The sequence below is a fragment of the Enterobacter cloacae complex sp. EB5 genome (genome assembly GCF_031432835.1).
GTDB classification, from domain to species: domain Bacteria; phylum Pseudomonadota; class Gammaproteobacteria; order Enterobacterales; family Enterobacteriaceae; genus Enterobacter; species Enterobacter hormaechei_C.
The window spans coordinates 4,544,072-4,566,751 of the sequence record NZ_CP133860.1 but is presented as its reverse complement, the minus strand read 5'-3'; the positions used below and the strand labels follow the sequence as shown (position 1 = coordinate 4,566,751).

General features: G+C 58.0%; 21 protein-coding genes. 11 read left to right on the top strand and 10 right to left on the bottom strand.

The window, feature by feature from the left end:
- Position 1 precedes the first annotated feature (1 nt).
- The 5 genes from RHN82_RS21870 to RHN82_RS21850 are packed head-to-tail and all read left to right on the top strand — an operon-like array spanning position 2 to position 3,474.
- Positions 2–724 carry a DUF1365 domain-containing protein gene (locus tag RHN82_RS21870; RefSeq protein WP_047050857.1) on the top strand — a complete coding sequence of 241 codons (723 nt, stop codon included), beginning with the start codon at positions 2–4 and terminating at the stop codon, positions 722–724.
- Positions 721–1,941: a cyclopropane-fatty-acyl-phospholipid synthase family protein gene (locus tag RHN82_RS21865; protein ID WP_047050858.1), complete on the top strand. Its 1,221-nt coding sequence runs from the start codon at positions 721–723 to the stop codon at positions 1,939–1,941. The genes RHN82_RS21870 and RHN82_RS21865 overlap by 4 nt, the downstream gene beginning before the upstream one ends.
- A complete protein-coding gene (locus RHN82_RS21860; protein WP_047050860.1) occupies positions 1,938–2,423 on the top strand; it encodes a DUF2878 domain-containing protein in 486 nt (161 codons plus the stop codon). The genes RHN82_RS21865 and RHN82_RS21860 overlap by 4 nt, the downstream gene beginning before the upstream one ends.
- The gene (locus RHN82_RS21855) at positions 2,420–2,944 is read left to right on the top strand and encodes a hypothetical protein (RefSeq protein ID WP_047050861.1); all 525 of its coding nucleotides are present in this window, start codon (positions 2,420–2,422) and stop codon (positions 2,942–2,944) included. The genes RHN82_RS21860 and RHN82_RS21855 overlap by 4 nt, the downstream gene beginning before the upstream one ends.
- Positions 2,941–3,474: a DUF3833 domain-containing protein gene (locus RHN82_RS21850; RefSeq protein WP_047050863.1), complete on the top strand. Its 534-nt coding sequence runs from the start codon at positions 2,941–2,943 to the stop codon at positions 3,472–3,474. Before RHN82_RS21855 ends, RHN82_RS21850 begins: the two co-directional genes overlap by 4 nt.
- Here RHN82_RS21850 and RHN82_RS21845 read toward each other — a convergent pair.
- Positions 3,471–3,929 (bottom strand): DMT family transporter, encoded by a 459-nt coding sequence (locus tag RHN82_RS21845; protein WP_047050864.1) that lies wholly within the window; start codon positions 3,927–3,929, stop codon positions 3,471–3,473. The two genes, RHN82_RS21850 and RHN82_RS21845, sit on opposite strands and share 4 nt — an antisense overlap.
- A gap of 4 nt (positions 3,930–3,933) precedes the next feature.
- The gene (locus RHN82_RS21840; protein ID WP_003857304.1) at positions 3,934–4,368 is read right to left on the bottom strand and encodes a DMT family transporter; all 435 of its coding nucleotides are present in this window, start codon (positions 4,366–4,368) and stop codon (positions 3,934–3,936) included.
- A 98-nt stretch (positions 4,369–4,466) separates the two neighbouring features.
- Between RHN82_RS21840 and RHN82_RS21835 the strand changes: the two genes are divergently transcribed.
- On the top strand, positions 4,467–5,399 hold the full coding sequence (locus RHN82_RS21835; protein ID WP_047050865.1) for a LysR family transcriptional regulator: 933 nt from the start codon (positions 4,467–4,469) through the stop codon (positions 5,397–5,399).
- A gap of 3 nt (positions 5,400–5,402) precedes the next feature.
- Here RHN82_RS21835 and RHN82_RS21830 read toward each other — a convergent pair whose 3' ends face one another.
- Both RHN82_RS21830 and RHN82_RS21825 read right to left on the bottom strand, forming a co-directional pair.
- Complete coding sequence (locus tag RHN82_RS21830; protein WP_045906719.1) at positions 5,403–6,431, bottom strand: methionine synthase; 1,029 nt, start codon at positions 6,429–6,431, stop codon at positions 5,403–5,405.
- Positions 6,432–6,456: 25 nt separating this feature from the next.
- Entirely contained in the window at positions 6,457–7,431 is a 975-nt protein-coding gene (locus RHN82_RS21825; RefSeq protein ID WP_047050981.1) for a DUF1852 domain-containing protein, read from the bottom strand.
- 168 nt (positions 7,432–7,599) lie between these two features.
- Between RHN82_RS21825 and RHN82_RS21820 the strand changes: the two genes are divergently transcribed.
- Positions 7,600–8,139 (top strand): DUF2058 domain-containing protein, encoded by a 540-nt coding sequence (locus RHN82_RS21820; protein WP_003857300.1) that lies wholly within the window; start codon positions 7,600–7,602, stop codon positions 8,137–8,139.
- Between the two features lie 7 nt (positions 8,140–8,146).
- Here the strand turns inward: RHN82_RS21820 and RHN82_RS21815 are convergent, their stop codons facing one another.
- Complete coding sequence (locus tag RHN82_RS21815; protein WP_047050866.1) at positions 8,147–8,833, bottom strand: RluA family pseudouridine synthase; 687 nt, start codon at positions 8,831–8,833, stop codon at positions 8,147–8,149.
- A 90-nt stretch (positions 8,834–8,923) separates the two neighbouring features.
- On the bottom strand, positions 8,924–9,529 hold the full coding sequence (azoR, locus tag RHN82_RS21810; protein WP_045622270.1) for an FMN-dependent NADH-azoreductase: 606 nt from the start codon (positions 9,527–9,529) through the stop codon (positions 8,924–8,926).
- Between the two features lie 203 nt (positions 9,530–9,732).
- Between azoR and hrpA the strand changes: the two genes are divergently transcribed.
- Positions 9,733–13,635, top strand: coding sequence for an ATP-dependent RNA helicase HrpA (hrpA, locus tag RHN82_RS21805; RefSeq protein ID WP_047050868.1), 3,903 nt, complete (start codon positions 9,733–9,735; stop codon positions 13,633–13,635).
- A gap of 534 nt (positions 13,636–14,169) precedes the next feature.
- Here hrpA and RHN82_RS21800 read toward each other — a convergent pair.
- The 3 genes from RHN82_RS21800 to RHN82_RS21790 are packed head-to-tail and all read right to left on the bottom strand — an operon-like array spanning position 14,170 to position 18,303.
- Positions 14,170–15,549, bottom strand: a complete 1,380-nt coding sequence (locus RHN82_RS21800; protein WP_047050870.1) for an efflux transporter outer membrane subunit — start codon at positions 15,547–15,549, stop codon at positions 14,170–14,172.
- Positions 15,546–16,628: an HlyD family secretion protein gene (locus RHN82_RS21795; protein ID WP_047050871.1), complete on the bottom strand. Its 1,083-nt coding sequence runs from the start codon at positions 16,626–16,628 to the stop codon at positions 15,546–15,548. The genes RHN82_RS21800 and RHN82_RS21795 overlap by 4 nt, the downstream gene beginning before the upstream one ends.
- Before the next feature lie 22 nt (positions 16,629–16,650).
- Positions 16,651–18,303 carry an MFS transporter gene (locus RHN82_RS21790; protein WP_015570573.1) on the bottom strand — a complete coding sequence of 551 codons (1,653 nt, stop codon included), beginning with the start codon at positions 18,301–18,303 and terminating at the stop codon, positions 16,651–16,653.
- A 215-nt stretch (positions 18,304–18,518) separates the two neighbouring features.
- On the opposite strand from RHN82_RS21790, the gene RHN82_RS21785 reads away from it, so the two are divergent.
- The 3 genes from RHN82_RS21785 to cybB all read left to right on the top strand — a co-directional run bounded on the left by RHN82_RS21785 (position 18,519) and on the right by cybB (position 21,569).
- Positions 18,519–19,313, top strand: a complete 795-nt coding sequence (locus RHN82_RS21785) for a YdcF family protein (protein ID WP_072159608.1) — start codon at positions 18,519–18,521, stop codon at positions 19,311–19,313.
- A 198-nt stretch (positions 19,314–19,511) separates the two neighbouring features.
- Complete coding sequence (aldA, locus tag RHN82_RS21780) at positions 19,512–20,951, top strand: aldehyde dehydrogenase (protein WP_047050872.1); 1,440 nt, start codon at positions 19,512–19,514, stop codon at positions 20,949–20,951.
- 87 nt (positions 20,952–21,038) lie between these two features.
- A complete protein-coding gene (gene cybB, locus RHN82_RS21775; protein ID WP_015570570.1) occupies positions 21,039–21,569 on the top strand; it encodes a cytochrome b561 in 531 nt (176 codons plus the stop codon).
- A 42-nt stretch (positions 21,570–21,611) separates the two neighbouring features.
- On the opposite strand, the gene RHN82_RS21770 is transcribed toward cybB, so the two are convergent.
- The gene (locus RHN82_RS21770) at positions 21,612–22,679 is read right to left on the bottom strand and encodes an oxidoreductase (RefSeq protein ID WP_047050873.1); all 1,068 of its coding nucleotides are present in this window, start codon (positions 22,677–22,679) and stop codon (positions 21,612–21,614) included.
- Position 22,680 lies beyond the last annotated feature (1 nt).

Here is a 22,680-nt window from a genome sequence, read left to right as displayed (position 1 = left end):
GATGAACAGCTGCCTATACCACGGTACATTGCGCCATCGTCGGCTTGCGCCGAAAGCGCACCACTTTACCTACAGCGTGTTTATGGCCTGGCTCGATCTGGATGAGCTGGACGCGCTGCCCTCCGTCGGCGTGCGTCGTAACCGCGTTGCGCCCGCGGCATTTTATGATGCGGACTACCCGCTGGGTACGCCGCTCAAAGCGCGTGTCCTTGAGCGTCTGGAAAATCTGACCGGCGAACGTCCGGCGGGGCGGGTCATGCTTCTGACTCAGCTGCGCTATTTCGGTTTTCATTTCAACCCGGTCAATTTTTACTACTGCTATGACGGGGAAGACACCCTGCGCTGGGTTCTCGCCGAAGTCCGTAACACGCCGTGGAATGAACGACATTACTACGCGGTAGCGGGGCGGGACGCCCCGCCGACGGAGAAAGCGTTTCACGTCTCGCCCTTTAATCCGATGGACATGATCTATCACTGGCGCTTCAACAGTCCGGACAGCACGCTGCGCATGCATATCGAAAACCATCAGGAGACGAAGGTGTTTGATGCCACCCTGACGCTGCGCCGGGCGCCGCTGACGCGCGCGGCGCTGCGTGCGCTGCTGGTGCGGATCCCGTTGATGACCCTCAAAACCGTTTTCGCCATTTACTGGCAGGCGCTCAGGCTGTGGCTGAAGCGCGTGCCGCTGCATAACCATCCCCTCAGCAGGAGTGAACGCTCATGACCAATCCCGTCTTTGCGCTTGAACCCGATATCCCGCGCAACGTCCGCGTCGCGCGATGGTTGCTCTTCCGCCTGCTGAATGGCCTGCGCGGTGGCTCGCTGACGCTGCGTGAAGGCGCGCAGACGTTCCAGTTCGGCGACGCCTCCGCCGCGCTTCACGCTGAGGTGCAGGTACTTGCTCCGGGCGTCTACTGGCGCATTTTAACCGGGGGCAGCCTCGCCGCGGCACAAGCGTGGATGGATGGCGACTGGGAGACGCCCCACCTGACGCCGCTGCTGGAGCTGATTGCGCGCAATAGCCAAATCCTCGGAAAGCTGGAAAAAGGGTTTCGCCTGCTCGGGAAACCGGTGGAGCGGCTGCGGCACTGGATGCGGCGCAACTCCCGCGCGCAGGCGCGGGAAAATATTGCCGCCCATTACGATCTGGGCAACGCCTTTTACGCCCATTTCCTTGATGAACATCTCCTGTACTCCAGCGCGCTGTTTAGCGGGGACGAGCAGGATCTGACCGCGGCTCAGCAGGCGAAAATGGCGAGGCTGTGCGACCAGCTGGCGCTCACGGCAAACGATCATCTGCTGGAGATTGGCACCGGCTGGGGGGCGATGGCGGAATATGCCGCCCGTCATTACGGCTGCCGGGTGACCACCACCACGCTGTCGCAGGAGCAGTACCACTGGGCCACCGCGCGGATCGCCCGGGCAGGGTTGCAGGATCGCGTTGAGGTGCTGCTCTGCGACTACCGCGATCTGACCGGGGTTTACGACAAGCTGGTGTCGGTTGAGATGATTGAGGCCGTCGGTCAGCGCTACCTGCCAACATTTTTCCGCACCTGCCAGGCGCGTCTGCGTCCGGGCGGGCGGATGGCGATTCAGGCCATCACCATTCAGGATCAGCGCTATCGCGACTACAGCAAAAGCGTCGATTTTATTCAGCGCTACATCTTCCCCGGCGGCTTTTTGCCCAGCATCACCGCCATGAATGAACTCATGACCCGCCATACCGATTTTGTGGTGCGTAACCTCTTCGATATGGGGCCGGACTACGCCCGCACGCTGGCGCACTGGCGTCAGCGCTTCGTTCACGCCTGGCAGGAGATTGAAAAGCTCGGGTTTGATGACCGTTTCCGCCGGATGTGGCTCTACTACCTCGGCTACTGTGAAGCCGGGTTTAATGCCCGCACCATCAGCGTGGTGCAGTTGACTGCGGAACGCGTATGAAGCGCTACGGGCAGGTATTTCTGCTGGCTATCGGGTTTGATCTCTACTGGACGCTGGTGGTGCTGTTTCGCGAGCAGGGGCTGGTCATCTGGATCGCGCTGGCGGTGCTTGCCTGGCTGTTGTTACCGCCATCATACCGGGGATACGCCCTTGTGCTGGCGGTGTCGGGCGCGCTGCTGGACGCCCTCTGGGCGCTGACGGGGCTGATTGCGTTCACGGGCGCGTCCCTGATGCCGCTGTGGATGGTGGCGCTGTGGCTGATGTTTGCCACCGTCTGGACGCAACTGACCCGCACGACCACCTTGCCGGGCTGGTTGCTGACGGTGCTGGCGACCCTGGGCGGGCCGGTGGCCTACCTGATCGGCGAGCGTCTGGGGGCCATTACGTTTCAGGAGCCGACCTTTATCGTCGTCAGCTGTATGTTCCCCGGCTGGCTGGTGCTGATGCTGTTTTTCCACCTGTTAATAGGGAGACGACAATGAGAAAGCTGGTACTGATGCTCGCGTTGTTCGTCTTCACCTGTACCGTGCAGGCGGCAGACTGGCTGAGCTGGCGCAAGGTGGGCGACGCCACTCTTACCTGGGGGCCGTTTACCGTTTATAGCTCTCAGCTTCTGACGCCCGATGGCCGCTATACAGGGTTAGACGGCGATAATGCCCTGATTATCACCTATGCCCGGGACATCGATGGTGACGACCTGGTTGAGGCGACGCGTGACCAGTGGCAGGCGCAGGGCATTTTGCAGCAGGAGCCGCAGAGTGAAGCCTGGCTGCGGATGTTAAAAGCGCTCTGGCCCGACGTCACGCCCGGCACGCAGCTCGCGTTTGTGGTTAATAACGGCCAGGGGCAATTCTGGTATCGCCCCACGGCGTCGCAAAAAAAATTTACGCCACTCGGGCCACGCCAGACGGCAGCGTTTAGCTCACGCTTTCTGGCGATCTGGCTCGATCCCCGCACCGAGTATCCTGAACTGCGTCAGCAGTTAATCGGAGGAGCACAATGAAACGTTTCCTGTTAATGGCGCTTGCCCTGACGATGCTGGTGGCCGGATGTAGCACCGAGGTGACAGAGTATCGTCAGCAGCAGCCACGGCTTGATATTTTTACTTACTTCCAGGGGAAAACCGAGGCGTGGGGGATGGTGCAGGATCGCAGCGGTAAGCAGATCCGCCGTTTTCACGTCGAGATCGCCGGGGATGTTATCGGCGATACGCTGACCCTGAATGAACATTTTGTCTACGATAACGGCGAGAAGCAGCAGCGCGTCTGGCATATCCGCCGCGTTGGGCAGAATCGCTATGAAGGCACGGCGGGTGACATAGAAGGTGTCGCGACAGGCCAGGCGGCGGGCAATGCCCTTAACTGGCGCTACAGCATGAACGTGAAGGCGGACGGCAAAACCTGGCTGCTGCACTTTGATGACTGGATGTATTTGCAGGACAGCACCCGTCTGTTTAATAAAACCGAGATGAAGAAATTTGGCGTCACCGTCGCCACGGTGACGCTGTTCTTTACCCGCAAAGAGGGTGGTTAATCCTCTTCGGGCTGAGGTTTAGTGCTTGAGTAGATGAAGAAGAGGGCAATACTCAGGCAGACGACGGCCCCGAAACGGCTCGCTGAAAACGGAATGGCTTCATTGTTCAGCCAGCCAAAGTTATCAATCAGCATGCTCATGGCCAGCTGGCCCAGGATAACCGCTACCGTGGCAACGGCGGTCCCGATGCGCTGCACCGCGAGCACCATAATCACGATATAGGGCACGCCGCACAGGGCGCCCAGAAGCTGCCATTTGGGCACATCCATCAGGCTGACCGCCTGTTTCGGCTCAAAAAAGAAGATAAGCAGGGCGGTCACCAGCGCGCCGACGGAAAACGTCAGAAACGCGCTTTTGAATACCCCCACGCTGCTGCCTAATTGCCCGTTAATGGCAGCCTGAATGCTCAGCGTTGCGCCGCCAATCACCGCCAGAATAATCATAATCACTGTCATAACGTTACCCCTGCGCCACGAGAATGAGCGCGGCGATGATAAATCCCAGCGCAATAATGCGTTTTGTATCGATCCTGCGGTGCGGCGTACCCAGCAGGCCATAGTGGTCAATAATCAGGCTTTTAAAAACCTGGCCTGCCAGAATGCCGATCATCGTCATGGCAATGCCGATCGCTGGCGTGGCAATGGTGAGAATGATGACGTAAACCGGGCCGAGCACGCCGCCCAACAGATGCCATGAAGGCTGCGCAAAAAATGAGGGACTATTGCGCGGGCTGAAAAACAGCATCAGCAGAAACGTCAGCCCCGTTCCCACGCTGAATATGCTGAACGCCGCCCACAGGTCGCCCACCTCTGCGCCCAGCGGCCCCAGCAGCCCGGCCTCCACGGACAGCCCCATGCCACCGGCAATCACCAGTAAAATTAAAATAATGTGCATAACGCTTTTTCTCCTTTTTCCAGGCGGAGAAGATTACGTCTGAACATCATTGAGAAAAATGCCATAATGCAGGAAACACCTGTGCAGGAAATGCATTAATGATGGATGCCGGACATATCAGCATTCGCGCGCTGCTGATCTTCATCGACGTTTATGAAACGCAGAATTTTTCCGTGGTGGCGAGGCGGGAAGGGATTTCTGCGTCGCAGGTTTCCCGCGTGATCCACCAGCTTGAGGACGCCCTCGGGCAACAGCTTTTCTACCGCAACACGCGGGCGATTATGCCCACAGAGAGCGGGCATCTTTTTGTGCGCTATGCCCGGGCGATGGCCGGGAATATGGAGGACGCGCGACGCGAGCTGGATGAACGCGCCCGCGAGCCGTCGGGCACGCTGCGTATCAATGGCCCGGTCTTTTTCGGACAGAGGCACATCGCGCCGGGCCTGCCGGGGCTTCTGGCGCGTTACCCTCGTCTCTCCATTGAACTGACCCTTACCGACGATTTTATCGATCCGCACCGTGACGCCGCGGACGTTATCTTTCGCATCGGCGCGCTGACGGACTCCTCGTTTCACGCCCGGGTGTTCGGGCAGCAGTTCTATCATCTGGCGGCCTCGCCGGACTATCTGCGAAAACATGGCGCGCCCGAGGGGCCGGACGATCTCAGCCGTCACCACTGTCTGGTTTACCGCGGCTCGTCCGGGCCTAACCGCTGGCTGATCCGGCAGCCGGGCAAGGCGTGGGTTCACTATCCCATCGTACCGCTGATGACCTCCAATAACGCGGAAACGCTCCTGATTGCGGCGCTGGGCGGCATGGGCGTTGTGCTTTTCCCGGACTGGATGGTGAGCGAACGGCTCAAAAGCGGTGAGCTGGTGGCGCTGCTGCCGGAAATGGAGTGTTCAATTAATACGGAGCCACTGACGATTGCGGCGATTTACCCGAACGCGCGTCATCCGCCCCTGAACGTCAGGGCGGTGATTGATTACTATATTGAGCGATTCGGTACGCCGCTGTACTGGCAAACCTGAAGGTTAGCGGGCCAGCTCGCGACGGATAATGTCAGCCCCGGCGCTTAACGCCTTCAGCTTACCGTTGGCGACCTGGCGGGAAAGGGGAGCCATACCGCAGTTGGTGGACGGATAAAGCTTGTCTGCATCAACAAACTGCAACGCCTTGCGCAGCGTATCGGCCACCTCTTCCGGCGTTTCGATGGTCTGGGTGGCGACGTCAATTGCCCCGACCATCACTTTTTTACCGCGGATAAGCTCCAGCAGATCCATCGGCACGCGCGAGTTGTGGCACTCCAGCGAGATGATATCGATCGTCGAGGTCTGCAACTTTGGAAATGCCTCTTCATACTGGCGCCACTCGGAGCCCAACGTCTTTTTCCAGTCCGTATTGGCTTTGATGCCGTACCCGTAACAGATATGTACCGCGGTTTCGCATTTCAGCCCTTCAATGGCGCGCTCCAGCGCGGCGATACCCCAGTCATTCACCTCATCGAAAAAGACGTTAAAGGCAGGTTCGTCGAACTGAATAATGTCCACGCCAGCCGCTTCCAGCTCCCGAGCCTCCTGATTGAGAATTTTAGCGAACTCCCAGGCCAGCTTTTCACGGCTTTTATAGTGGGCATCGTATAGCGTGTCGATCATGGTCATCGGGCCGGGCAGCGCCCACTTGATCGGCTTGTCCGTCAGCTGGCGCAGGTATTTCGCGTCGTCAACAAACACCGGTTTCTGGCGCGCCACCGCGTCTACCACGGTCGGCACGCTCGCATCGTAGCGGTTACGGATGCGCACCGTCTGACGGTTCTCAAAATCCACGCCGCTGAGATGTTCAATAAAGGTGGTGACGAAATGCTGGCGGGTTTGTTCCCCGTCGCTGACGATATCAATCCCGGCGCGGATCTGTTCATCCAGAGACAACCGCAGCGCATCCTGTTTCCCTGCCAGTAATTCCTCGTCCTGGAGTTTCCACGGCGACCAGAGCGTTTCCGGCTGCGCAAGCCAGGTGGGTTTCGGCAGGCTGCCAGCCGTTGATGTCGGGAGCAATGTTTTCATAAAAGAACCTTTTATCCGTATTAAATTAAAGCGTGAAGTGTTGAGACCACTGCTCAAGAAGGGTTTTATAGGGTTTGATAAACCGCTCTTCGGTATATTTACCCTGTTCAATGGCCAGCCGGCTGCGCTCTTCACGGTCATAGACGATTTTGGTTAATGAGTGATCCTGCTGATTCAGGTCGGGCTGATAGCACTGTCCCGCAGCGGAATTGGCATTATAAATTTCCGGGCGATAGATCTTCTGGAACGTCTCCATGGTGCTGATGGTGCCGATCAGTTCCAGATTGGTGTAATCACGCAGTAAATCGCCGGTAAAGAAGAAGGCGAATGGCGCGACGCTGTTTTCCGGCATGAAGTAGCGAACCTTCAGGCCCATCTTCGCGAAGTACTGTTCCGTTAGCGACTCGCCGTCCGGCTGGTACTCATAGCCCAGCACCGGGTGGTGGTTACCGGTACGACGATAGGTGTCTTTGCTGGAGACGCTCAGGCAGATCACCGGCGCTTTTTTGAAGTTCGCCTGATATTCCGCAGAATGAACGAAGCTTTTAAAGATATTGCCGTGCAGCTCGCCAAAATTCTCGGGGAGGGAAAAACGGGACCGATCTTTATTATGCTCCAGCAGCAGGACGCTGAAATCATAGTCACGAACATACGATGAGAAGTTATTTCCGACGATGCCTTCGATGCGCTCGTGGGTCATTTTATCCACGATCGTCGTTTGCAGAATTTCGATGGCCGGGAAAGTAAAATCGCCGCCGATATTCATATCGACTGAAATAATCTCCAGCTCGACGGCATAGCGGTCAGCTTTCGGGTTATCCCAGCTCGCCAGCGCATTAAAGCGGTTGTTGATCATCACCAGCGTATTGCGCAGGTTCTCCTGACGCTTCTCGCCACGCGCCAGGTTGGCGAAGTTGGTGGTGGTACGCGTATTTTCTGACGGGTTATAATTTTCATCAAAGCAACTGCGCTTAAGGGTAAATGTGAAAGCCTGACTCATTTGGTTATGCATCCTAAGTTCATGTTGCCGGAACGTTATCAATGCATAATTTATGCCTGAGCCACTGGCGCAGGGGAAGTGACTTAATTTCACTGCGTCATGAGGGTTCTTCATGAACTGCGCGATTCAGGTATAATCCCCCGACATTTCCAACCGGTTTAAACGAACATGACAAAACTCACCCTACAAGAGCAGATGCTGAAAGCGGGCTTAGTCAGCAGTAAAAAGATGGCGAAGGTTCAGCGCACGGCGAAAAAATCCCGCGTCCAGGCTCGCGAGGCGAGAGAGGCTGTTGAAGAGAACAAGAAAGCCCAGCTGGAGCGTGATAAGCAGCTGAGCGAACAGCAAAAACAGGCGGTGCTGGCAAAAGAGTTCAGGGCACAGGTGAAGCAGCTAATTGAGATGAACCGCATCACCGTGGCGAAGGGCAACATTACCTTCAACTTTACCGACGGCAACCTGATCAAAAAAATCGAGGTCGATAAGCAGACGCAAACCCAACTGATCAACGGTCGTCTGGCGATTGCCCGACTGGTGATTAACGCGAAGGGCGACTGTGATTACGCGATTATCCCGGCGGTGGTGGCGGATAAAATTGCCCAGCGCGATGCGGACAGCATTGTGCTAAACAGCGCGCTGAGTCAGGAAGAGCAGGACGAAGACGATCCGTACGCAGACTTCAAAATCCCTGACGATTTAATGTGGTAATCCCCGCTCAGAACGGCGCGGCGTGACGAGCGTTTATCGGCTCGCCGCTCAGCGGATGAATAAAATTCAGAACGCTGGCATGCAGCATCAGCCGGGGCGTTTCTTCCGCCCCCGGCCATTCCAGACCACCATACAGATCGCACCCCAGAATAGGGTGGCCTAACTGCTGGCAGTGAATGCGCAGCTGGTGGGTGCGCCCGGTCTCCGGGGTAAGCTCAACCCGCGTCAACGGCATTGTCGTATCCTGGTAAATGCGTTCCACCACCCGATAGCGGGAGCGAGCGGGCTTACCGGTGCGGGCACAGATCGTCATCAGCGGAAACATTGCCGGATCTTTGGCAATTGGCGCATCCACGGTCCCTTCGTCCTGTTCCACATGGCCGCACAGCAGGGCGGTGTAAACCTTGTTCACGGCGCGCTGGCTGAACTGGTGGCAAAGCGCGGCGTTGATCGCTTTGTTACGCGCAATGACCATCAGACCCGAAGTGCCAAAATCAAGACGATGCACCAGCGTGCAGCCGGGAAAGGTTTGAACCAGACGGTGGTGGACGGAATCGCGGTTTTGCGGATTTTTCCCCGACAGGCTGAGCAGACCGGAAGGTTTGTTGATCAGCAGCAGATGCTCGTCCTGCCAGAGGATCTCAATGTCGTCGTGACAGGGTGGTGCAATAAACGTATCGATAATGACAGACATCAGGCCGCCGGGCTGGAGAGTGGGTGCGGATGATAACGAAATACGGGGGAAAAGAAAAACCCTCCCACCGGGCGGTGAGAGGGGGAAAACTTAGGCCGCGACCAGGCTGTCGATAGCGGCTTTCGCGTCGGTCTGCGCTTTGGTGGCCACTTCCGGGCCGTAAGCGATACCTTCAGCGAACACAAAGTTCACGTCGGTAATGCCGATGAAGCCCAGGAACAGCGTCATATACGGTGCGACCAGGTCGGTAGGGGTATCTTTGTGAATACCGCCGCGGCTGGTCAGGACGATAGCGCGTTTACCTTTCACCAGACCTTCCGGGCCGTTCTCGGTGTAACGGAAGGTTACGCCAGCGCGCGCCACCAGGTCGAAGTAGTTCTTCAGCTGGGTAGGAATGTTGAAGTTGTACATTGGGGCGTTGATCACGATAACGTCGTGCGCCTGCAACTCAGCAATCAGCTCGTCGGAGAGCGCCAGGGCTTCCTGCTGACGTGGGGTAAGAGGCGCATCGCTCGGACGCAGCGCGCCAACCAGCTCGCCGTCCAGCACAGGAATTGGGTTTGCCGCCAGGTCACGCACGGTGATTTCATCCGCGCTGTGCTGTTCACGCCACTGTTCAACGAAATAGTCAGATAGCTGACCAGACTGTGAATACCCTGCCAGAATACTGGATTTCAACACTAATACTTTGCTCATGGGAAATTCCTGTTTTGTATTTGATTGAGGGGGTTGCCCCGTTGCTTGTTGACACTTTATTCACAATCCTGCCACAGGGATAGCGCAATATATCGAAGCCTATGTTCGAATTTTTTGAATAAGGCGCGAAAAGCGCTGATGTGGTACTCTATAGCAATCATTAAAAAGAGATTTTATCCGGCAGTGCACTGCCCGTTAACGCTATGACAGAACACCAAAAATTGACCTTCCCGATGCTGATGCAAAAGCTTGATTCGCTGATGCTGCGCGATAAACAGCGGTTTGCGCGCCGTCTGCACGGCGTGAAGAAGGTTAAAAATCCTGATGCACAACAGGCCATTTACCAGGAGATGGCCAATGAGATTGAACAGGCGGCAGGGAAAGTTGTGCTGCGTGAAGCCGCACGTCCGGAGATTACGTATCCGGAAAATCTGCCCGTCAGCCAGAAGAAACAGGACATTCTGGAGGCCGTACGCGACCACCAGGTGGTGATCGTCGCGGGGGAAACCGGTTCAGGTAAAACCACCCAGCTGCCGAAAATCTGCATGGAGCTGGGGCGCGGGGTGAAAGGGCTGATCGGTCACACCCAGCCGCGTCGTCTGGCGGCGCGCACCGTGGCGAACCGTATTGCGGAAGAGCTGCAAACGGAGCCGGGCGGCTGCATCGGCTACAAGGTGCGATTCAGCGACCACGTCAGCGATAACACCATGGTTAAGCTGATGACCGACGGTATCCTGCTGGCGGAAATCCAGCAGGATCGTCTGCTGATGCAGTACGACACCATCATCATCGATGAAGCGCACGAGCGCAGCCTGAACATCGACTTCCTGCTCGGTTACCTGAAAGAGCTGCTGCCCCGGCGTCCGGATCTGAAAATCATCATCACCTCCGCGACCATCGACCCCGAGCGCTTCTCAAAACATTTCAACAATGCGCCGATTATCGAGGTGTCAGGACGCACGTATCCGGTGGAAGTGCGCTATCGCCCGATTGTGGAAGAGGCGGACGATACCGAGCGCGACCAGCTTCAGGCCATCTTTGATGCCGTCGACGAGCTGGGCAACGAGAGTTCTGGCGACATTCTGATCTTCATGAGCGGCGAGCGCGAGATCCGCGATACCGCCGATGCGCTTAGCAAGCGCGATCTGCGCCATACCGAGATCCTGCCGCTGTACGCGCGCCTGTCGAACAGCGAGCAGAACCGCGTGTTCCAGCCGCACAGCGGGCGCCGCATCGTGCTGGCGACCAACGTGGCCGAAACCTCGCTCACCGTACCGGGCATTAAATACGTGATCGACCCGGGTACGGCGCGCATCAGCCGCTACAGCTACCGCACCAAAGTTCAGCGCCTGCCGATTGAGCCGGTTTCGCAGGCGTCGGCTAATCAGCGTAAGGGTCGCTGCGGCCGCGTGTCGGAAGGGATCTGTATTCGTCTCTATTCGGAAGACGATTTCCTGTCGCGCCCGGAGTTTACCGACCCGGAAATTCTGCGGACCAACCTGGCATCCGTTATCCTGCAAATGACCGCGCTGGGGCTGGGCGATATCGCCGCCTTCCCGTTTGTGGAAGCCCCGGATAAGCGCAATATTCAGGACGGGGTGCGGCTGCTGGAAGAGCTGGGGGCCATCACCACCGACGAGCAGGCGACGGCCTACAAGCTAACGCCTTTGGGCCGCCAGCTTAGCCAGTTGCCGGTCGACCCGCGTCTGGCGCGCATGGTGCTGGAGGCGCAAAAACACGGCTGCGTGCGCGAGGCGATGATCATTACCTCGGCGCTCTCCATTCAGGATCCGCGCGAGCGTCCGATGGACAAACAGCAGGCGTCGGATGAAAAACACCGTCGCTTCCACGATAAAGAGTCCGATTTCCTCGCCTTTGTGAACCTGTGGAACTACCTTGGCGAGCAGCAAAAAGCGCTCTCGTCGAACCAGTTCCGCCGTCAGTGCCGGGTGGATTTCCTCAACTACCTGCGCGTACGCGAGTGGCAGGATATCTACACCCAGCTGCGCCAGGTGGTGAAAGAGCTGGGCATCCCGGTAAACAGTGAACCGGCGGAGTACCGCGAAATTCATATCGCCCTGTTGACCGGCCTGCTGTCCCATATCGGGATGAAGGATGCGGATAGGCAGGAATATACCGGCGCACGCAACGCGCGTTTCTCCATCTTCCCGGGCTCCGGTTTGTTTAAGAAGCCGCCGAAGTGGACCATGGTCGCCGAGCTGGTGGAAACCAGCCGTCTGTGGGGGCGTATTGCCGCGCGTATCGATCCGGAATGGGTTGAGCCGGTGGCGCAGCACCTGCTGAAACGCTCCTACAGCGAGCCGCACTGGGAGCGCGGGCAGGGCGCGGTGATGGCGACGGAAAAAGTCACCGTCTATGGCCTGCCGGTGGTGGCCGCGCGTAAGGTTAACTACAGCCAGATTGACCCGGCGCTGAGCCGCGAGCTGTTTATCCGCCACGCGCTGGTGGAAGGCGACTGGCAGACGCGTCATGCCTTCTTCCGCGAAAACCTGAAGCTGCGCGCCGAGGTGGAAGAGCTTGAGCACAAGTCCCGCCGTCGCGACATTCTGGTGGACGACGAGACGCTGTTTGAGTTTTACGATCAGCGCATCAGTCACGATGTGATCTCGGCGCGCCATTTCGACAGCTGGTGGAAGAAAGCCAGCAAAGAGGCCCCGGACCTGCTCAACTTCGAAAAGAGCATGCTGATCAAAGAGGGCGCGGAGTCGGTCAGCAAGCTCGATTACCCGAACTTCTGGCATCAGGGCAACCTCAAGCTGCGTCTGACCTATCAGTTTGAGCCGGGCGCGGATGCCGATGGTGTGACGGTACACATTCCGCTGCCGCTGTTAAACCAGGTGGAAGAGAGCGGGTTTGAGTGGCAAATCCCCGGCCTGCGCCGCGAGCTGGTCATTGCATTAATCAAATCCCTGCCTAAACCGGTGCGGCGTAATTTTGTGCCAGCGCCGAACTACGCCGAAGCGTTTTTAGGCCGCGTCACGCCGCTCGAGCTGCCGTTGCTGGACGCGCTGGAGCGTGAGTTCCGCCGCATGACCGGGACCACCATCGACCGCGACGACTGGAACTGGGATCAGGTGCCCGATCACCTGAAAATCACATTCCGCGTGGTGGACGATAAAAACAAAAAGCTGCTCGAAGGCCGTTCTCTGACGGAGCTGAAAGAGGCGCTGAAAGGTAAAGTCCAGGAGACGCTCTCTGCGGTGGCCGATGACGGCATTGAGCAGAGCGGGCTGCACATCTGGAGCTTTGGTCAGCTTCCGGAAAGCTATGAGCAGAAGCGCGGTAACTATAAGGTCAAAGCCTGGCCCGCGCTGGTGGATGAGCGCGACAGCGTGGCGATTAAGCTCTTTGACAATCCGCAGGAGCAACAGCAGATGATGTGGCGCGGGCTGCGTCGACTGCTTCTGCTCAATATCCCGTCGCCGATTAAGTATCTGCACGAGAAGCTGCCGAACAAAGCCAAGCTGGGGCTCTACTTTAACCCGTACGGTAAGGTGCTGGACCTGATCGACGACTGCATCTCCTGCGGTGTGGATAAGCTGATCCACGAGGCGGGCGGTCCGGTCTGGACGGAAGAGGGCTTTGCTCAGCTTCATGAAAAGGTGCGCGCGGAGCTGAACGACACCGTGGTGGAGATTGCCAGACAGGTCGAGCAGATCCTCACCGCCGTGTTCAATATCAACAAGCGCCTGAAGGGGCGGGTGGATATGACCATGGCGCTGGGTCTGTCGGACGTGAAGGCGCAGATGGCGGGGCTGGTGTATCGCGGCTTTGTCACCGGCAACGGCTTTAAGCGTCTGGGCGATACGCTGCGTTATTTGCAGGCGATTGAGAAGCGTCTGGAGAAAATGGCGGTCGATCCGCATCGCGATCGTGCGCAGATGCTGAAAGTCGAAAACGTGCAGCAGGCGTGGCAGCAGTGGCTCAACAAACTGCCGCCGGCGCGTCGCGATGACGACGACGTGCGGGAGATCCGCTGGATGATCGAGGAGCTGCGCGTCAGCTTCTTCGCTCAGCAGCTGGGAACGCCGTATCCCATTTCGGATAAGCGTATCTTGCAGGCGATGGAGCAGATTTCCGGCTAAAACCGTTGCCCGGTGGCGCTGCGCTTACCGGGCCTACGGGAGAACATGTAGAGCACGTAGGCCGGGTAAGGCGTAGCCGCCACCCGGCTTTTTATCATTTCTCCGGGTATAACCCTTGCCCGGAGGCGCTGCGCTTACCGGGCCTACGGGAGAACATGTAGAGCATGTAGGCCGGGTAAGGCGTAGCCGCCACCCGGCTTTTTATCATTTCTCCGGGTATAACCCTTGCCCGGTGGCGCTGCGCTTACCGGGCCTACGGGAGAACATGTAGAGCACGTAGGCCGGGTAAGGCGTAGCCGCCACCCGGCTTTTTATCATTTCTCCGGGTATAACCGTTGCCCGGTGGCGCTGCGCTTACCGGGCCTACGGGAGAATATGTAGAGCACGTAGGCCGGGTAAGGCGTAGCCGCCACCCGGCTTTTTATCGTTTCTCCGGGTATAACCGTTGCCCGGTGGCGCTGCGCTTACCGGGCCTACGGGAGAGCATGTAGAGCACGTAGGCCGGGTAAGGCGTAGCCGCCACCCGGCATGTTTTCACGCACTGCTCCAACCGCCGCCCAGCGCTTTATACAAATCAATTTGCGCCAGCAGCAGGTTGTTTTTCACCTGTACCACGCTGGTCTGCACCGAGAACAGCGTGCGCTGCGCATCGAGCACATCCAGATAAGAAGAGTACCCGTTGCGGTAGCGGTTTTGCGCAATCCGCAGCGTCTCCTGCGCGACCGCCTGCTGTGCCAGCAGCTCGGTAAGCTGTTCCTGATAGCGGTTGATGGCATCAAGGCTGTCATTCACCTCAGCAAACGCGTTACGCACGGTTTTTTCGTAGCTATACAGTGCCTGATTCCGCTGGGACTGGGAGATATCTACCTGCGCATTCAGCGCCTGACGGTTCAGCAGCGGCGCAAGAATACTGCCGCCCACGCTCCAGAGCTGGAGGGGGTTATCCAGCAACCCCGATAGCGTGCGATCCTGCACCGATCCCGTGGCCGTGAGGTTGATCGACGGCAGCAGGCTGGCGCGCGACGCCGCCAGCGTCGCATCCGCCGCAATCAGCTGACGTTCAGCCTGGACGATATCCGGGCGTCGGTTGAGTAACGTCGACGGCAGCTGGGAGGGCAGTTTCAGCGGCGTCAGGGCATCAAAGCTTTCACCGCGCGCAACATCACCCGGGTTGCTGCCCAGCAGCAGGCTAAGCGCATTCTCCTGCTGCGCAATCTGGTGCTGAAGCAGTGGAACCTGGGCGCGGGTGGCGCGCAGCTCAGAATCCGATTGCATCAGCTCAAGGCGAGAGCTGTATCCCGTCTCAAACTGTCGTTTGGCGAGGTTGAACGCCTCTTCACGTGACTTCAGCGTGGACCGGGTAACGCGCAGCTGTTCGTCCAGCGACAGCAGGGTGACGTACCCGGAGGCCACCGAGGATGCGACGGTAAGATCAGCCGCCGCGGCCGCCGCCTTTTGTGCCTCCAGCGACGCTTCAGCGGCACGGGAGGTGCTGCGGTTGACGCCCCAGATATCCACGTCGTAGCTGGCGGTCAGGCTGCCTTTGTACAACGTACCGTATACCGGAAGCCCCGTGGCGGCGGACTGCGAGCGCGCGCGCGTCCCGGTCACGCCCGCGTCAAGCGACGGGAACAGGCTGCCATCGGCGGCGTACACCCGGGCCTGGTACTCGTTAATCCGCTCGCGGGCAATCAGCACGTCGCTGTTATTCTTCAGCGCCTGATCCACATAGCGATTCAGATTGCTGTCGTGAAAATTTCGCCACCAGAGCTGCTCTGTCGGGCTGGCTGGCCCCGACGTCGCGCGCCACTGGGCCGGTATGTGCAGGGACGATTTGGCGGGCTCAACGTCTACCGACTGGCATCCCGCCAGGAAAGCCATTATCAGCAGGCCAGCTATCGGGCGAAGCGTCATTGTTTCGCCTCCCGCGTGTCGATGGTCACCTGCACCGACATGCCAGGACGCAGCAGCCGGTACGCCTCCGGCTCAGCGAGTACCTCAATGCGTACCGGGATGCGCTGGGCGATTTTAACAAAGTTGCCCGTGGCGTTGTCCGGGGTGATAGCGCTGAACTCGACCCCTGTGGCCGGGGATATGCTCTCTACGCGGCCCTGATAGGCTTTATCGTTTAAGGCATCGACGGTAAATTTCACCGGCTGTCCGACGCGTAAATTCGCCAGCTGCGTCTCTTTGATATTGGCGATCACCCAGTGCTGCGGCGGGACCAGCGTGGTAAGGTGCGTCCCGGCGGTGACGTACGCCCCCAGACGCACCGCAATCTGCCCGAGCTGACCGTCACGCGGCGCGACAATGCGGGTGTTTTGCAGATCGATCTGCGCCAGCTCCAGCGCGGCTTTCGCATTCTCAACGTCCGCTTCCAGCGAACCGCGATTGACGATGACCGTTTGTAAATCCTGACGCGACATCTCAAGCGTTGCTTTCGCCTGGTCGATATCGGCGCTCCCCTGGGCGGCACTGGCCAGTGCCGAATCGCGCTCGCGAATGGAGAGGGAGCCGTCCGCGGTCAGCTCTTTCACGCGTTTCAAATCCGCCTGGGTTTTCAGACTTTGGGCACGGGCGTTTTTCAGCGCCGCCTCGTTTTTAGCAATCACCGCTTCCGCGCTTTTGCGCTGTTGCAGGTTGTTATTCAGGGCTGCAATTTTCATTGCCAGCTGCGCCTCGGCCTGATGGACGCGCTGGCGATAGATGCGGTCATCTATCTGCAACAGCAGCTCGCCTTTTTTAACCTGTGCGAAATCCTGAACATGGACCTCGGTAATGTAACCGTTTACCTGCGGACTGATGAACGTGGTCTGGCCGCGCACGTAGGCGTTATCGGTAAACTGGGCATGACGCGTGAACGGGGGCAGCTGCCAGGCATAAAGGATCACCAGTACCCCGACAATGCCGATAGCCGCGGCGGTGAAAATGGAAACGACGCGCACATTTTTGCGGGTGTTGGCCTGCTCTTTGGCGGCATCCTGCTGACTCATAACCTCTCCTGAAAAATAGTCATTACTTGTTGCCAGTGGCGTTCTTAAGGGCCATACGGGCGGTGATGCGCAGGCGTAGCAAGCGCCATAAAATCCAGACCAGCGTGGCAGTGGCAATGCTCGCCGTCAGGAGATAAGTATCGTTGTAAGCCAGGATGTTTGCCTCAAGCGCCGTCACCGTCTGGAGCTGGGTAATGGCCTGAGTTCCCAGCAGGGAACTGTCGCCAATCAGGCTTTTGTACATCTGGGTGTAAAGCTGAATGCGTTCGTTCACCAGCGGGTTAAGGGTGGTGAGCTGGTCAGCCAGCAGGCTGGAATGGTACTTCTCGCGCCAGGTCTGGAAGGTGCCGAGGATTGCGGACCCCAGCAGCCCCCCAAGGTTCTGACTCATACCAAACATCACGGAAAAGCTGACCAGATTGCGCGGATCGGCGATCACCCCGCCAATGGCGGCCAGCATCGCAGGCGCGAGGAAGAACGCGCTGCCGAAGCCCAGCAGGAACTGGCTGAAAATAAGCTGATCCGGCCGGGTCAGGTTGTTGGACTGGCTGTCCAGCAGCGAGGCAACGATCATCAGCGCCAGCGAGGTGATAATCGGCCAGGCCAGTTTAGTGGGCTTAATCGTCAGACAGCTGGTGACGATACCGCAGACGATCCCGGCGAAAATAGCCCACGCCAGATGGGTCATCTGTTCATTCTGTAAGCCTACATATTGCAGCCAGCCGATGACGCCCGTGTTCTGCTCCGCCAGTACGATGCGGATCAGCAGCATAATCAGCCCCAGGCGGACGATGCTGCCGCTGGAGAGCCAACGGGTATTAAGCAGCGGGTTGTTGCGGTTATGTTCAAACACGATCGCGGAGACAATCAGCACCAGCGAGAGAGCCAGCGCCCAGCCGATCCACGGCGCTTCAAACCACCAGTCCAGACGCCCTAACGACAGAACCGCGCACAGCAGCGCCATGCCGGGCGCAAGCAAAAAGAAGGTGATGAAATCTTTCTTCTCGAAGACTTTACGCCGATCGCCCGGCGGCAGCTTGAGCACCATCACGCAGGCCAGGGAGATCAGGGCCAGACCCAGCTCGAAGAAGTACAGCCCGCGCCACTCGTCAAGCTGTAACAGCTCGGTGGAGAACAGCCGCGCCAGCGGGATCGCAAGCGACGACCCGGTTATGCCGATGGTCAGCGCCTTCAGCCGGTGCTTCGCGGGCCAGGCCTGTATCTGGTAATAAATGCCGAGCGAACTCAGCGCGGCGGCGACCATCCCGTGTGCCGCCCGTACCATCAGCGCCGAGCTGAGATCGTTCACAAACAGGTGGAAAAAGGTGACCAGCACATACAGCACCAGGAAGCCTTCCGTAAAGGCGCGCAAACCGTACTGCTGGCGAAACTTTACCAGCAGCAGGTTGATGGAGACGTTGGTCATGACATAGACGGCAGGCAACCAGGCGATTTCAGTCGACCAGGCGCCAAAGGTGCCTTGCAGATTTTGCAGATTGGCGGTGACGACCGCGTTACCCAGCGCCCCGGTCAGACACACCAGCAGGCCGACCACGCCATAGGCGATCCGTTTCGACGTCGGATGTTCCGGGGTGGAAGGGGAACCCAGCAGGGCGGGTTTCTCGTGTGGCTGCCACTCGCGAGGAGCATAAGGGTCGCGTTGGGGCAGGCGCATAGCGTGGTTTACCTTTCTAAAAGTTGAATTGTGAGCGGGCTAATGATTCTAAGGCTGACGCAAATCATAATTCAAGTGAATACGATTTTCTCATGTTAATCAAATGTGAGTGCTTTTTGAGAACGTTCCGGCCCGTTTTTTTCAGCATTCATGCCATAGCATGACGCGCAGAAAGGGGGATAATCGAAGGCTCTGTATGTTGTAAGGAGGTAACGATGACAATGGCACTTTTCCCCTGTCTGCCTGGCACAACCCTCGACGCCGTGAATACCGTTGGGGCGTGGCTTGCTCAGGACGACTATCAGGACAACCAGCCCGTTGATCTGGTGATTCTGGCGGGTAACGCGGTGATCCCCGCGATTGATGCTGCCTGTAAAATCGCGGCTGAACAGGGTGTTCCTCTGATCATCAGCGGCGGGATCGGTCACTCGACGACCTTCCTCTACGCCGCGATTGCGAAACACCCCCGCTATAACAGGATACCCACCACCGGACGTGCTGAGGCGGCTATTCTGGCCGACATCGCCCGTGAATTCTGGAACATTCCGGCCGAGCATCTTCACGTTGAGGATCAGTCGACCAACTGTGGCGAAAACGCCCGCTTCAGCCGGGCGTTGATGAAACAAGCCGGACTGAACGCCGCCCGGGTGCTGGTGGTGCAGGACCCGACGATGCAGCGTCGCACAATGGCTACGTTCGCCCGCGTATGCCGCGACGAGGCCGCATCGCCCGCATGGGTGAGTCATCCCGGCCTGACGCCCGTGCTGCAAAACAGCGACGACGGTCTGGTGTTCAGCGGCCCGGTCGAGGGGTTATGGCCGGTAGAGCGCTACTTGTCGCTGGTGCTGGGTGAATTTCCGCGACTCAGGGACGACATCAACGGCTACGGTCCGGCGGGACGTGATTTCATTGCCCATGTCGATATCCCTGCGGACGTGGACGCCGCGTGGCAGATCCTGCGAAACGACGTCATTCTCACCGACGCGCTGGTGAGCCGTTCTCTGCTGTAGTGCTCTGCCCGTTTGCGCCATCTTTTACGCAAACGGGCATCCTGTGTTGCCGATTTGTGATTTTGTAAACGGGCTGACCCGTTTCTTTTATGAGATATCTCACAAAAACAGACTCATAGAGTAGGCAATTGCCCCGGTAATTATAGTTTTTAACAATGCGTTTACTTGTTAAAAACAGTGTGATTACAGGAGCAGGTTATGACAGTACCCGTACAACATCCTATGTATATTGATGGACAGTTTGTTGCCTGGCAGGGTGATGCATGGATTGACGTGATCAATCCGGCCACGGAAGAGGTCATTTCCCGTATTCCCGACGGCAGCGCCGAGGACGCCCGCAAGGCCATTGACGCGGCAGAGCGCGCGCAGGCTGGCTGGGAGGCGCTGCCTGCTATTGAACGCGCCAGCTGGCTACGCAAAATTTCCGCCGGGATCCGCGAGCGCGTCAGTGAAATCAGCGCGCTGATTGTGGCCGAAGGCGGCAAGATCCAGCAGCTGGCGGAAGTGGAAGTGAACTTTACCGCTGACTATATCGACTATATGGCCGAGTGGGCGCGCCGCTATGAAGGGGAAATCATTCAGAGCGACCGTCCGGGCGAGAATATTCTGGTGTTTAAGCGTGCCCTTGGCGTCACCACCGGCATTCTGCCGTGGAACTTTCCCTTCTTCCTGATTGCCCGTAAGCTCGCCCCCGCGCTGATCACCGGCAACACCATCGTTATCAAACCGAGCGAATTTACCCCAAACAACGCCATTGCGTTTGCCAAAATCGTCGATGAGATTGGCCTGCCGAAAGGCGTCTTTAACCTGGTGCTGGGACGGGGTGAAACCGTCGGGCAGGAGCTGGCCGGGAACCCGAAAGTGGCGATGGTTAGCATGACCGGCAGCGTCGGGGCAGGTGAAAAGATCATGGCTGCGGCGGCGAAAAACATCACCAAAGTGGGGCTGGAGCTGGGCGGTAAAGCCCCGGCCATCGTGATGGACGATGCCGACCTCGAGCTGGCCGTGAAGGCCATTGTGGATTCACGCGTCATCAATACCGGGCAGGTGTGTAACTGCGCGGAACGTGTCTATGTCCAGAAGGGCATCTACGACCGCTTTGTGAATCGTTTGGGCGAGGCAATGAAAGCCGTCCAGTTTGGCAATCCGGCTGAGCGAACGGACATTGCCATGGGGCCGCTGATCAACGCCGCCGCGCTGGAGCGCGTGGAGCAGAAGGTGGCCCGCGCGGTGCAGGAGGGGGCTAAAGTGGTCCTTGGCGGTAAAGCGGCAGAAGGTAAAGGGTATTTTTATCCCCCAACGCTGCTACTGGACGTGCGTCAGGATATGGCCATCATGCACGAAGAGACCTTTGGCCCGGTGCTGCCGGTGGTGGCTTTCGACACCCTGGAAGAGGCGCTGAAAATGGCCAACGACAGCGACTATGGTTTAACCTCATCTGTTTATACGCAGGACCTGAACGTCGCCATGAAAGCCATTAAGGGGCTTAAGTTCGGTGAGACCTACATTAACCGTGAAAACTTTGAAGCGATGCAGGGCTTCCATGCGGGCTGGCGGAAATCCGGTATCGGCGGGGCGGATGGTAAACACGGTCTGAATGAGTATTTGCAGACGCAGGTGGTCTATTTGCAGTCGTAATCAGGAGCCCCCTCCATGCGAGGGGGTTCACATTTTCCGGAAAGGTGGTTATGTTGGCGCGATAATGGTTATTTATCGGGAAACAACATGCGCACAAAATATACGGGGCTGCAAATCAGCATCCACTGGCTGGTTTTTCTGTTAGTCATTATGGCCTATTGCGCCATGGAGTTCAGAGGGTGGTTCCCGCGAACCGATCGTCCTCTTATTAATATGATCCACGTTTCCTGCGGGATCAGCATCCTGGTGCTGATGGTGGCGCGCCTGCTTATCCGCCTCAAATTCCCGGCTCCGCCTATTCAACCGAAACCAAAAGCGATGATCACCGGGCTGTCCCATCTCGGGCATCTGGTTATCTACCTGCTGTTCATTGCGCTGCCGCTGATCGGCATGGTGATGATGTATAACCGGGGAAATGACTGGTTTGCGTTTGGCCTGACGATGCCGCATGCGGCGGAGGGGAATTTTGACCTGGTGGATACGCTAAAGGAGTGGCACGTGACGCTGGCGAATCTGGGGTATTTCGTGATTGGTTTGCACGCCTTTGCCGCGCTGATGCATCACTACTTCTGGAAGGACAACACGCTGCTGCGCATGATGCCGAAAAAGCGTCAGTAACCGATAATGCCCTGCGAACCCGCAGGGCATTTTTTTTGCGGCTTATTGCAGTTGCGCGCGCTCCAGCGCCGTTAAGTCCAGTTCCTGAGTTGTACCCGTTTCCGACGATTTTACCGCCGCTTCCAGCACCGCCATCACCGCCAGGGCCTCTACCGGAGGGACCGGGTTGTCAATCTTGTCATTCAGGGCATCGCGCACGTTTATATAGTACTGCCGCTGGTCGCCTTTTGGCGCAGGGATAGCGCTGGCTTCACCCTGGGCATTAAACAGCACCATAGCGTCGCTGTCTTCACCCCAGCTTTCGCTACCCGGAATGACGCCTGCCAGCAGCTGGGCTTCCTGCTGATCGATGCGCGCTTTCACCACGCTGGCCTTATCGCCGTGGACGGTAAAGCGGGCAACGCCACCCGCCACCAGCATGCTGCAATGGAGGACCACTTTGTGTTCCGGATAGTTCAGCACCACGTGCGCCCAGTCGTTAATCTCCGCGCCGTCACGCAGGGTGGCGATGTTGCCCTGTACCGACTGCGGCAGACCAAAAAGCTGTAGCGTCTGGTCAATCATGTGCGGGCCTAAGTCGAACCACAGGCCGCTGCCAGGCACGTTTTGCTCTCTCCAGCGCACACGAACCTCCGGGCGGAAACGATCGATATGCGACTCAAAATGTTTCACCTTGCCGATACGGCCTTGCTCAATCACCTGCTTAATGCCGAGAAAATCGCTATCCCAGCGGCGGTTATGGAAGACCGAGAGCAGGCGCTGTTTTTCTTGCGCCAGCGCAATCAGATCCCGCGCTTCGTGCATATCCAGCGTAAACGGCTTATCCACTACCACATGCTTGCCGGCATTAAGCGCCAGGGTGGCCAGCGGCGCATGGGTCGCGTTAGGGGAGGCGATAACCACCAGGTCGATATCCGGGTGCTGAATGGCCTCTTCCGGCGTGGCGACAACGAGGACGTCCGGCAGGTCGCGTTTCACTTTCTCTTCATCCCGGGATGAGACCACCGCCAGCTTCAGGCCGTCGACGGACTGGATCAGCGGGGCATGGAACGTCTTACCTACAAAACCATAACCGATCAGCGCAATATTCATTGTCTTCACTTTATTCATG